The following is a 12216-nucleotide window of genomic DNA, read 5'->3' as shown; positions in this document are numbered from 1 at the left end:
GGGTTCATCATTGAACATTTACACCTGTACCTTGACCGCTTCCTGCTGTGTCGTTTGGACGGCATGGGAGGCCCATTCCTTAGCCTGACGGATGCAATCCGGCAAACCAATCGCATCATAGCCAGCACCCAACACATACACTCCCGGCATGGCAGTGCGTAACTCTTCCCGCAAATCAGCTATAGCCTGCGGGTGCCCTACCGGATATTGCGGCATGGAATTGCGAAGACGTGTAATTTCCGTGAATAGCGGAGTTGCTGTAACTCCCATCATCTCTTTCAAATCCTTACGTACCAGTGCAATCAGCTCATCATCCGGTAACTCTACAGTGTCTTCAGCCCCTGCTCGCCCTACATAACAGCGCAACAACACCTTATCATCCGGGCTAGTATGTAGCCACTTGGCAGACGTCCATGTACAAGCGGTCACGCTGCGTCCTTCTTTGCGAGGTACCAGAAAACCAGAACCGTCAAAGACATTCTCAATATCTGTTTTATCGAAGGCCATGACCACGTTTGCTACGGAGACGTAATTAACGGCTTCCAGTGCAGCCACATTGACATGATCTCGCAATAGCGGCGCAGCAGCAAAGTTGGGAGTCGTTACAAAAATATCATCTGCCTCCAGCGTCTCTCCATTGTCCAGCATAACTCGATATGGGCTGTCTTCACTTTCCGTTGTCTTTGTGAATTCTGTAACAGCAATTCCGGTGCGTAAATCACAGTCATACAAATCATTCAGCAACGCATGCACCAAACTTTGCAAGCCTTGACGGAAGGTCAGAAAGACGCTTTTTTTCGTACCCGTATGTGTTTCAGCTGGTTTTCGACCTGTCATCATCCCGTGAATGAGACTTCCGTATTGCTGCTCTACCTCAGCAAATTGTGGGAAGGTCGCCTGCAAACTTAGCGTCTTCATGTTGGCAGCATAAATCCCCGCCAACAGTGGCTCGGTTACATTCTCTAGTACTTCTTTGCCCAGTCGGCGTTCAATAAAATCACCCAACGCCTCATCTCCCGGTACACGGCGAGGTGGAATGACAAAATCCATCATAGCCCGCATTTTCCCGCCTAAAGAGATCAAGCCGCTACGCAAAAAGGGTTTCAGCTCTGTTGGAATCCCCAGCACCAGCCCAGGAGGCATCGGATGAAGCTGTCCTTCATGCAAAATGTATGTCTTTTTAGCCTCAGGATTTGTGCTCACTAGCTCATGATCCAGCTCCAGCTCTTTTGCCAGGTCTATCATGGCCGTTTTACGGGCCAGAAAGGAATCTGGCCCCTTTTCAATTACAAAACCATCTTTATGCAAGGTTTCAATTTTCCCGCCCAGCACGGAAGCTTTCTCCACCAGCGTAATTCGAGGCGTGTAGCCAGCTTCTTTGTACATTTTTCGTGTATAAAAAGCAGTGCTAAGCCCGGTCAAGCCTCCGCCTACAATTACAATATTACGTAACTTTTGCTCCATTATGCCCTCATCCCTTTTTCCATTGGTCTATGATGACATCACTAAGCGTCTCCATATACAGTGGATCACTGTTGAGTGAATCAATACGCTGAAAACGCATATCCAATTCCTTCGCCAACGCCTGTGCTTCAATATCCAGATCGTATAACACCTCTAAGTGATCAGAAACAAAGCCAACTGGCGCAGCCAGCACATACTCCACTTGCTCTTCCTTAAGACTGTGCATGGTATCCAAAATGTCTGGCCCCAGCCATGGTTCCGCTGTACGACCGGCACTTTGCCACGTAAACTGCCAGTTGGTAATTCCCGCCTTGTCCGCAACAGCCTGCGAAGTAGCCATTAATTGCTCCACATAGGGATCACCCATAGCCAAAATCCGTTCAGGCAAGCTGTGCGCACTAAACAGAACACGAACCTCATCCCGCTTGGCTCCAGCTTCTTCAAAAAGCGCCAGTTTGGCGTTCACACGCTCAGTTAGCGTCTTAATCAGCTTAGGATGAAGATAATAGCTCTCCACAAATGATATGGCCAGATCCAGTTCCTGTGCCTTAGCCTGTGCGCGCTTAATATAAGTGCCTACACTCATAACGGAATAATGCGGAGCCAGCACGACACCTACCGCTGCACGGATGCCATCTTGCACCATGGCTTCCACACCGTCCTCAATAAACGGTTTGGCATGTTTGAGTCCCTGATAACAGACAAATTCAATGTCCGGGTTGCGATTTTCCCGATTTAAGGTTTCCTGCAGGTTTTGAACCTGCCGATCCGTATTCTGACGCAGCGGAAACACACCGCCCACAATAGCTTCATAACGATCCTTTAATTCCTTTAATTGCTCCGGCGAAGGAGCATTACCGCGACGAATATGTGTATAATAGGCTTCCACCTGATCCAGACTCTCCGGCGTCCCGTAGGACATGACCAGTACACCCACTTTGGTTTTCATTAGTAGACCACCTCTTAACATTTCTAATGTATTAATTTTTTGACAAAACCGAACGGGAGTACTCATGCACATAATTAGTAAGCTCTCTTAGCTTATCTAGCGAGGCCTCGGGAAATAAGCCGTGACCGAGATTGAAAATGTAACCCGGCTCCAATATGCCTTCATCTACAATGGTTTTCGCATACTGCTTGATAACATCGATTGGCGCAGTAAGCACATAAGGATCCAGATTTCCCTGTACACCAAAACCGTTGCCCAAGCGACGACGTCCTTCAGGTATACTTACCCGCCAGTCCAGTCCAATCACATCGGCTTTTAACCCATTCAAGTGTGGAAGCAATTCACCAGAGCTTACGCCCGGGAAATAAATTTTAGGTACATCCAGATCAGATAATTCATGGAAAATACGTGTGATAGTCGGCAGCACAAAAGTTTGAAAATCATAAGGCGAGAGCGCACCTACCCAGCTATCAAACAATTGAAAAGCCTTACCGCCATTAGCGATATGAGCTCGCACGTATGTAATAACCATGTCCCCTAGCTTATCCATCAGGCGATGCCACAACTCAGGCTCTCCATACATCATCGCTTTGGTGCGAATATATCCTTTAGAGGGTCTACCTTCTATTAAATAGCTTGCAATGGTAAAAGGCGCTCCAGCGAACGTAATCAATGGCACGTTCAGTTCACGGTCCAAAATACGAATCGTTTCCAAAATATGACCCAAATCGCGTTCCACATCAATCGGACGCAACTTGTCTACGTCTGCAGCTGACCGAATCGGATTATCAATAACCGGACCAATATTTTTGACAATATCAAAATCAACCCCTAGCGAGGCTACCGGATTCATAATATCAGAATATAAAATTGCAGCGTCTACCCCAAGCTTGCGCACGGGCATCAAAGTCACTTCTGCGGCCAGCTCGGGCTGGCGGCATATTTCAAGCAACGTGTATTTTTCTTTAATTTTGCGATACTCAGGGTCATACCTTCCGGCCTGCCGCATGTACCATACGGGAATATGATCCACAGCTTGCTTGCGGCAAGCGCGGATAAAAGTATCATTGTAGGTCATGACTTCAGCCTCCAGTTCGAATCATAAATACTATATTTTATTATGCCCTTTTTCAAGAGTCGTAACAACCGCAGCTCTCGAACAAACCATGACAAACCCATGACATTTGGATAAAGTTTCAATGAAGTGTGCTATACTAGAGAAATGGCTTTTTTAAAGCTCGTGAGAAGTTATGCTTTGATAAGTAGGATTTACAACAGGATGAGAATGGGCAGAAAGGAAGTGAAAGCACATTGAAAACGTGGGAGACATGGAAAATCAATCTCATTGTGCTTTGGTTCGGTCAGTTTCTGGTCAATGCGGGTATTACGATGATTACTCCGTTCCTCGCCCTGTATCTGGCTCAGGACCTTCATGTGAAGGGAGAGCACGATATTGGTCTATGGGCCGGAGTTATTTTTGCCGCTAACTTTTTGACCTCATTTATGTTCCAGCCTTTGTGGGGCAAGCTGGCTGACCGATATGGACGTAAAGTCATGCTGCTTCGCTCAGGCTTTGGTATGGCTTTGGTCATCGGATGTATGGGTTTGGTCACTCACCCGTGGCAACTGCTGGCGCTTCGCCTGCTGAACGGTACGATTTCGGGTTTCAATCCGGCATCGATTTCCTTAGTGTCGGGTACCACTCCCAAAGAGCGAACCGGATTCGCTATGGGAATTATGCAATCCGGTCAGATGGCTGGCACGATTCTCGGCCCTCTGCTAGGCGGATTTTTGGCTGACTGGGTCGGATTCAGACCGATCTTTTATATTACAGGCACTCTAATTTTTATAGCCTCGCTTATCGCAATGTTTCTGGTTAAAGAAAATTTCAGCAAAACGGAAGCTGCACGCATACCACAAATTTCGGTTCTTGCCGGATTAAAGGAGTTAAGCCATACGCCCCAGCTTCCGGCTTTGTTCACCGTAACGTTTTTGCTCCAGTTTGCCATGATCAGTACGGTGTCTCTTCTGCCGTTGTATGTGCAAAAGCTGTATGGATCGGCAGAAGGAATCGCGCTGATTGCCGGGTTTGTTACGGCTATTACAGGTGTATCCAATATGGTTGCTGCACCACTCCTTGGAAGATTGAGTGACAAGATAGGAGCGCACAAGATCTTAACCATTGCACTGCTCGGAACGGCGGTTATGCTCATTCCGCAGGCTTTTGTCAATGAAGTATGGCAACTTGTCATTATCCGTTTTTTCATGGGTGTATTTATGGGCGGTCTGCTACCAAGCGTAAATGCGCTGATTCGCACGTATACACCGGAAGGAATGGAAAGCCGTTCTTTCGGCTTCAATACCAGCTCGCTGGCGCTCGGGAATATGCTGGGTGCTGTCATTGGCGGGGTGCTATCCGGGTTTATCGGCATTGAAGGACTGTTTATCATGTCAGGTGTACTGTTAATCGTCAACATATTCTGGGTACGCATGAAGCTCTTTGATCGTAAGGCTACGCCTGATTTCAGGTAAGATAACCTTCAGGTAAGACAAGCTTGCCTTAACAGACAAGAACCTCCTTGTCCACGTTACTGTGGACAAGGAGGTTCTTTTTTATATAGCTATACATAGGAAATGAACGCTATTTAACTCGAGCTAGCGCCAGTCCATCGTAAGCTGGTAAAACCGTGCTGACCAGCCGCGGATGCGTTGCTATCGTTTCATTAAAACGTCTCACGGCCTGAACGGCAGGGCCGTTCTTATCCGTATTCAGCGTCCGTCCGCGAAGGAAACAGTTGTCTCCCGCAATAATGGCACCCGGATTCGCCAGAGCAATCGCATATTCCAGATACACCGGGTAATTTTCCTTATCTGCATCTATGAAGAAAAAATCGAAAGTTCTTCCCTCTTCCTGAAGTTCCTTCAAGCTGTCTGCTGCGGGTCCGATACGGTATTCGACACGGTCACCGTAGCCGTTGTTTTCCATATGTCGATGTGCCAGCGCTGCGTACGCTTCTTTCAACTCGAGTGACACAATATGGCCCTTTTCTCCCAGCCCACGGGCCAGACATAATCCACTATAGCCGCCTAATGCGCCGATTTCCAGTACATGCTGTGCGCCAGATACTTCAATTAGAAAGGTCAACAGTTTTCCGTAAGGATGGGCAACGGATACTTCCGGCATACCTTCTTTAACGATAGCCTCCCTGATACTGCGCAGTGCTTCATCCTCTTGTACCAGCTGGTCTACATATTGTTCGGGCGTCATATTTGGTGTAATTTCCACGGTTCATCTCTCCTTCTTGCTTAATCATAACGTAGGTTGGACGTGGTGTCCTTCGTAAATTTTTCACCTTAATGATTTGTCTCTTCGAGTACAATGACCTATACTATAGGGATTGAACCAAGCTTACATGATTATGGGGACGGAGTGAATACGTTTAATGACTCAACTGCAACTAATTGCAACTGCGCCAATGGGACTTGAAGCCGTCGTGGCCCGGGAACTCAGAGAACTCGGGTACGAAGATCTGACCGTTGAAAATGGCCGCGTCGTTTTTACCGGAGATTATATGGATATATGCCGGTGTAACCTGTGGCTTCGCACATCAGACCGCGTGCTTATAAAAATGGGTGAATTTGCTGCAACTACCTTCGACGAGCTGTTCGAGGGTACCAAAGCATTGCCTTGGCAGGATTGGATTCCTGTAGATGGTGAATTTCCCGTTGAGGGACGTTCGCACAAATCACAGCTTAGTAGCGTACCAGCCAGTCAGGGAATCGTCAAGAAGGCGATTGTAGAGAAGCTCAAGGAAACCTACCACACAGATTGGTTTGCTGAAGATGGCCCTCGTTACGTCATTGAGGTCATTCTATTGAATGATCGTGCGTTGCTGACACTTGATACGACCGGTCCAGGACTGCACAAACGTGGCTACCGTAAGCTCGTTACAGAAGCGCCTCTCAAAGAAACGATGGCTTCTGCTCTTATTCAGCTTAGTCGCTGGAGCCCTGACCGACCATTCTATGACCCATGCTGCGGTTCCGGTACTTTGTTGGTCGAAGCTGCCATGCAAGCCTGGAACATTGCGCCAGGCCTGAGACGTACCTTTAACTCGGAAGACTGGCCTGTCATTGGCAGAGAATTATGGGATCAGGCTCGCGACGAGGCGATGGATTTGACCCGCGATGACATTCCTTTTGAAATTGCAGGTAGCGATATCGACCCAAATGCCATACAAGTTGCTGAGGCAGCTGTAAAAGCAGCAGGCTTTGCTAAAGACATCCCTCTTAAGGTGATGCCTGTAACTAAAGTCAGACTCGAAGGACAATATGGTGTGATGATTACAAACCCACCTTATGGCGAGAGACTGAGCGAGCAATCCGAAGTGGAAAAACTGATCCGTTCACTCGCACGCACGGCAGCCGAAATGAAGACTTGGTCCTTCTTTGCCATCAGCTCCACCAAGCAATTTGAGCATTATTGGGGCCGTAAAGCAGACAAACGCCGGAAGTTGTTTAACGGCCGGATCGAATGCCAATACTATCAGTATCTAGGCCCTCTGCCTCCGCGCCGCAAAGATACTTCGCCGTTGCAGCCTTAAATATGATGAAGCCTAGGCCAGGAAACGAACCCTCTGTTCGTTGTTCTGGCCTGATTTGTGCTGTACTTTCTTTACGTAATCATTGAAATGTGCGGGATGAGCGCTATAATAATTAAAGGCATTTCGGTTTAACATTACGTTAATATGTAGTTTATACTAGCCGAACATTTCTGCCAGAGGGGGTAAAGTGTTGGTTATTCGCACGGCCAGTGCAAGTCGCACTGGTAACATGTTCAGCAGAATGCTGCTGTCTCGATATTTCGGATTAGGTCTGTTTTTTGTACTTATGATTGGCAAGCTCGTACTGATTCACTATAACCTGCATGCCCAAAATATTGACATGAATCCGCTGGATTATGTCATCGCTATTGGTTCGCTATTACTTGTGAGCTTCTGGACCTTGTGGCTGCCACGTCGCGGACGTTTGATTGCTCTTGTGGTGCTCGATATGTTGCTCACCGCGCTCATTTATTCCGACATGGTTTATTATCGGTATTTTCAGGATTTTATTACGATTCCTGTCTTACTTCAAGCCGGACAAGTTGATTCTCTGGGCGGAAGTATCGCATCCCTTATGTACTGGAAGGACATTTTCTTTTTTGCAGACTGGATTCTATTCATTCCGTATGTAATATTCGTGGCTTCCTTACGGCGTCAGTTTACAACGAATGATACTTACTTAGAAGCATCCCGAAGCTCGTTCAATAAGAGGTTTCTGCTTCGCTTCTCCAAAGGGGCATTGGCCTTCCTGATTGGCTATATATTGACATTTGGGCCGATCAAATATTATACCTCCACGTGGGCAACAGGCATATTTGTCGGCAACTGGTGGTCGATGGCCTTGTACAACGTAACCGGATTAATCGGATTTCATGGATATGACATCTACCGCTATGGTCAGGATCATCTTGGGCCTCAGCCAACATTGGCTCAAGCGGAATCCGATAAGGATAAGGAATGGTTTAATCAGCACCAGAAGTTGCTTCAGGTTAAAAATGATCTATCTGGCAAGTATAAGGGCAAAAACGTGATGGTCATTCAAGCTGAAGCGTTCATGAACTTTTTTATCGGCAAACAGATCAACGGTCAAGCGATTACGCCTAACTTTGACAAACTGACGAAAGAAAGCATGTATTTTAATAATTATTTTCACCAGACTGCGCAGGGCCGTACTTCGGACGCGGACTTCTCTACACATGCTTCGCTGCATCCGCTCCCTACAGGCTCGGTATTTATCCGTTATGCGGACCACAAATTCGATACGTTGCCTTCTATTTTGAAGGATACTGGGTATAGTCCCAATGCGTTTCACGTGTACGACAGCAGCTTCTGGAACCGTTACACCATGTATAAGGCGATGAACTATGACAAGTTCTATAGTAAAAAAGATTTTAAAATAGATGAGCCACTGGGCTGGTCACTGGGAGACAAATCTTTTTTCCGTCAGACGCTCAATGATCTCACTAACGAAGTTAAGCAGCCGTTCTACGCTTATATGGTCGGCATTTCGAGCCATCATCCGTACAACCTGTCACCTGACGCGGTAGATTTGGACGTTGGCGAGTTTGAAGGTACGATGTTCGGAGATTATCTGAAATCCGTCCATTATGTGGATGAAGCTCTGGGCGAATTGGTAGATCAGATGAAGAAAGACGGACTGTGGGATAATACGATCCTGATGTTTTATGGGGATCATGACAATTCTATTAAAGACAAAGCACTGTATGAAAAGTTTTTAGGCAAGCCACTCACAGATCTGGACATGCAGAAAATCATGAATCAGGTGCCATTACTTGTGCATCTTCCTGACGGAAGTCAGGCGGGAACGTATACGGAACCGGCAGGCCAGTTGGATTTGACGCCTTCCGTAATGCACCTGCTTGGGATTTCTACAAAACCATATCATTTTATGGGAAACGATCTGTTTAGCGGGAAGCCTCGTATGGTCGTGCTGCGTAGTGGTGCTTTCACGGATGGCCGAGTGTACTACATTCCATCTGAGGACGGTACATTCTCCAAAGGGACCTGTTACAACCTGAATACAGGCCAGCCTACAGATGTCAATGCCTGCGGGCCGGGCTATACCGAAGCTCTTAATCGGTTGAACATATCCGATCAGGTCATCACATACGATCTTATTCGCGAATGGGAACCACAAACAAAGAAGTAACAACGACTCCTTCTGGATCTAATAGACCTTCTGTGGGAGGTTGCTGACATAGCATCCTCCCCGAACTCTTTTAAGGATGCCGATCGCATAACCGCCCTGTATATATCAAAAAAGCACGATCCATCAGCTTGTAAGTGCTGTGGATCGTGCTTTTTTATATGGATTGTCACTCGACTGCGCTCGTTACCATTCACAAATGCTTAGGAACGCAACGTTTTTTTAGCCTGTTCAAGCCGTTGTACCTCTTCACCAAGCATGTCCTCCGCAACTTCTACTGCATCGTCACCAAGGCTATCCTTCGCCTGCTGTATGGCATGTTCAGCATGAGTGCGAGATTGCTCCGCCTGTTCAATCAGTTGCTCAGCCGGATGTGACAATGCTTGAGAGACGGCATTGTGCAGCCTGTCCACCGAGTTTTGTGTTTGAGCCTCAACGCTGTGATTGTCGAGATTGGAATCATATTGGGCCATGAGTCACACCTCCTTCTGGGCAGTGTTCTACATCCATTAGCATGGATCAGAAGAAGGGGAACTATTCAAAAATTGCAAATGCTGCGTACTGGAACTATTTGATAAAGCGCGCAGCTTTCTCCAATACTTCATCCTCTGTGGCCGCACTCACATAACGTCCGTTCACATACACAAACGCCCGTTTCCCACAAGGACCGCAATACGATTTGCAGCCGATTTTGATCTCGGCATCTGGTGCCATCTTTTGCAACTTGGGCAAGATCGTTTTCAAGCGGATATGATTGCATTCATCACATACGCGAATATCATTGGCCATCTGTCATCCCTCCGAGCTCCGGCTTAGTGGTCGCCGTGATTACCTTGGGAAGGGTTAGTAATGACAAATCCTTCTTCGGGGAAGTACAAGTAATCAATTTTTACACCATCCAGCAGCGGCTGGCCGTTTTCCAAAATGACGTCAATGCCTTTATCTGTAGATACGACAGTATCTGTTTCTTTAGGCGTGTCCAAATCCAGCCCGTAATGAGCATGATCTCCATGAGCATGAGTAATAACAACGCGCAGGCTCTTCCCTTGGTTCTCTTCCTTATCCAGTTCAAGTTTCAATACTTTAGCTGCGTTACGAGTAATTTTGCAGTTCATCAAACTTCATCTCCTTCATATTCATTAAATGAAATGTGGTTCAGTGGATACATATCCACACCACACAACCTAGCGGGTAAAATCAACAACTCAAATAATTAGCCTCTATCCCAGAGGGAAAGAGGTACTACGGCGGCACAGCTGCGCCTGAAGCATCATCATGAGCCAATAGATCACAATCATGTTCAGCATAGCAAAAGGCAATATTCCTATTGTAAAGAAAATCGTGAAAAATCGCAATCACGAAATTCATAAGCTTATCTACCGAACACGTACATGCTGTTTTTCAAGCACATCTGGATATTTTCGTTCGGCACGGGTGACAAACCAATTCATAAGCAATAGCGTCACACCAATATCGTCGATGGGCATAAACGGCATGACATCAGGTAATACCCAATAGAGCAACACAGGCACCGCAAAGAGTAATTTTTCTCCCAGCGGAATCCTTGATGAAGTAATAAATCGGGGCATACGACGAAATACATGTGACCATTGACGGAGAGATAGTAGTCTTTTCCACTTCATAGGTTGTTCACTCCATTTCCAATGCTCCTAAGTATATATACCCCATTGAAGGGACATGTAAAGAGGAACACTTATAAAAAACGTGTTCCTCCTAATACGCGCAAATGATTCGATACGTTTCAGTAGGCCGAATTTTTTACCATGACAGCACTGTTGCCATTAACATGCCCACTTCTGCTGCAATATCATCGTAATCACGCATGGGCAGCGGATTTACACCTAGACCGACTTCAACGGTAAACCCTGGTTTACCAAATCGCTGTATAAACCAATCCTTGTACCCTGCATCGCTACCACCCAGTTTTACTGCCCGGTACCCTGTTGCGGCAGCTAGCCGTAAGGCCCAATCTCGGCTCTCCTTAGGCTCTAGATCCCGGTAATTCCAATAGATCTCCTGTCCCTGACTGTGTATGGATAACACCATGTCGAACTGTTCGCGCTCCGTCAGATCGGCAAGCGCCTTGGACTCTGGTTCAGACAAAGGTGCAGGTCCTGCATAGTCTCGTCGAGACGGACCTGTTTTACCGCGTCTGCGTACCTCTTCTTCCCAATATGCCGGAAATTGATCGTTGAGGTCAACACCACGAATATTGGCCTTCCAACCGCGATAATCAGCACGTCCTTCATTCCACTTTTCGAGGTCATGATACAACGGATGAGTTGGGAGTACACCTTGTTGCACCAGCTCTACCCCATCCGGGTTGACCATCGGGACCACCCATAAGGATGTATGCTCCAGCAGATCCCGCGGAGAACCTCCATACACCCATTGAGAGGTCCCTGTATGTTCTCTAGTCCCATCGATCCCTTGTGCATATTGCTCTATAAAACGCAGCAAACAAGGCGTCGTCAGCCATTCATTAGCATGAACAGAAGCATTGGCATGAATTTTACGCGTTCCCTGCCCAATACGTACATAAGGAATATCCTTCCCCATGACACTGGTGCCAATGCTGCCAACTTCAATAAATGGATATCTGTGGGCCAAGGCCGCTAGGTCTTCCTTTAAATCTTCATATCCATACTCTCCACGTAATCGTACAATCTGATCCTGATGGTTTTCAGGAATAACAATTGTTTTTCCTTCCGTAAAATCATGCTCCGCAAGTTCTGGATTGGCTAGCCGTAACTCATCAAGCTCCACACCAAACTGCTTGGCAATCTGTCTTGCATACTCACCAGGCTGAATAACGTATTTACGATCCGTAGACGGACGAATATATAACACTTGACCACTAATCAGATAGGGTTGCGTGGCGGCCCACGGATTATCTACGATTAAAGTATCCGCCGATAGTTTAAAAGCCGAGGCGACCCGGTGCAATGTATCTCCTTTTTGAACGATATATTCCCTCATCTTACTACGCCCCTTCCATCTGCCTTACTGCA

12 protein-coding genes are annotated in these 12216 nt (G+C 46.9%); 3 read left to right on the top strand and 9 right to left on the bottom strand.

Annotated elements, in window-relative coordinates; all coding sequences use genetic code 11:
* Window positions 1–18: 18 nt before the first annotated feature.
* From hemY to hemE, 3 genes are read right to left on the bottom strand one after another with little or no spacing between them, the layout of a single operon-like run.
* Complete coding sequence (gene hemY, locus MHI21_RS09485; protein ID WP_341161806.1) at window positions 19–1464, bottom strand: protoporphyrinogen oxidase; 1446 nt, start codon at window positions 1462–1464, stop codon at window positions 19–21.
* 7 nt (window positions 1465–1471) lie between these two features.
* Entirely contained in the window at window positions 1472–2413 is a 942-nt protein-coding gene (hemH, locus tag MHI21_RS09480; protein WP_025722312.1) for a ferrochelatase, read from the bottom strand.
* A gap of 31 nt (window positions 2414–2444) precedes the next feature.
* Window positions 2445–3491 (bottom strand): uroporphyrinogen decarboxylase, encoded by a 1047-nt coding sequence (gene hemE / locus MHI21_RS09475; protein WP_061828618.1) that lies wholly within the window; start codon window positions 3489–3491, stop codon window positions 2445–2447.
* Between the two features lie 233 nt (window positions 3492–3724).
* Here hemE and MHI21_RS09470 point away from each other — a divergent pair, with 233 nt between their 5' ends.
* A complete protein-coding gene (locus MHI21_RS09470; protein WP_025722314.1) occupies window positions 3725–4945 on the top strand; it encodes an MFS transporter in 1221 nt (406 codons plus the stop codon).
* Between the two features lie 109 nt (window positions 4946–5054).
* Here MHI21_RS09470 and MHI21_RS09465 read toward each other — a convergent pair whose 3' ends face one another.
* Window positions 5055–5699, bottom strand: a complete 645-nt coding sequence (locus tag MHI21_RS09465; RefSeq protein WP_342419898.1) for an O-methyltransferase — start codon at window positions 5697–5699, stop codon at window positions 5055–5057.
* 157 nt (window positions 5700–5856) lie between these two features.
* Here MHI21_RS09465 and MHI21_RS09460 point away from each other — a divergent pair, with 157 nt between their 5' ends.
* Complete coding sequence (locus MHI21_RS09460; RefSeq protein ID WP_023987994.1) at window positions 5857–7017, top strand: class I SAM-dependent RNA methyltransferase; 1161 nt, start codon at window positions 5857–5859, stop codon at window positions 7015–7017.
* A gap of 187 nt (window positions 7018–7204) precedes the next feature.
* Window positions 7205–9187, top strand: coding sequence for an LTA synthase family protein (locus MHI21_RS09455; RefSeq protein ID WP_342419897.1), 1983 nt, complete (start codon window positions 7205–7207; stop codon window positions 9185–9187).
* Window positions 9188–9387: 200 nt separating this feature from the next.
* Here MHI21_RS09455 and MHI21_RS09450 read toward each other — a convergent pair whose 3' ends face one another.
* The 5 genes from MHI21_RS09450 to MHI21_RS09430 form a co-directional block, all read right to left on the bottom strand.
* Complete coding sequence (locus MHI21_RS09450; RefSeq protein WP_061828621.1) at window positions 9388–9657, bottom strand: hypothetical protein; 270 nt, start codon at window positions 9655–9657, stop codon at window positions 9388–9390.
* Between the two features lie 94 nt (window positions 9658–9751).
* Window positions 9752–9973, bottom strand: a complete 222-nt coding sequence (locus tag MHI21_RS09445; RefSeq protein ID WP_007429791.1) for a DUF1450 domain-containing protein — start codon at window positions 9971–9973, stop codon at window positions 9752–9754.
* 23 nt (window positions 9974–9996) lie between these two features.
* Window positions 9997–10299 carry a heme biosynthesis protein HemY gene (locus tag MHI21_RS09440; RefSeq protein WP_013309686.1) on the bottom strand — a complete coding sequence of 101 codons (303 nt, stop codon included), beginning with the start codon at window positions 10297–10299 and terminating at the stop codon, window positions 9997–9999.
* Between the two features lie 261 nt (window positions 10300–10560).
* Window positions 10561–10827, bottom strand: a complete 267-nt coding sequence (locus tag MHI21_RS09435) for a hypothetical protein (RefSeq protein ID WP_023987991.1) — start codon at window positions 10825–10827, stop codon at window positions 10561–10563.
* Window positions 10828–10963: 136 nt separating this feature from the next.
* Entirely contained in the window at window positions 10964–12184 is a 1221-nt protein-coding gene (locus tag MHI21_RS09430; protein ID WP_342419896.1) for a M14 family zinc carboxypeptidase, read from the bottom strand.
* Between the last annotated feature and the right edge of the window lie 32 nt (window positions 12185–12216).

Origin of the sequence: Paenibacillus sp. FSL H8-0168, from assembly GCF_038592955.1 — a bacterium.
GTDB classification, from domain to species: domain Bacteria; phylum Bacillota; class Bacilli; order Paenibacillales; family Paenibacillaceae; genus Paenibacillus; species Paenibacillus polymyxa_B.
The sequence above is the reverse complement of the archived record's forward strand: the minus strand, read 5'-3'. Positions and strand labels throughout refer to the sequence as shown.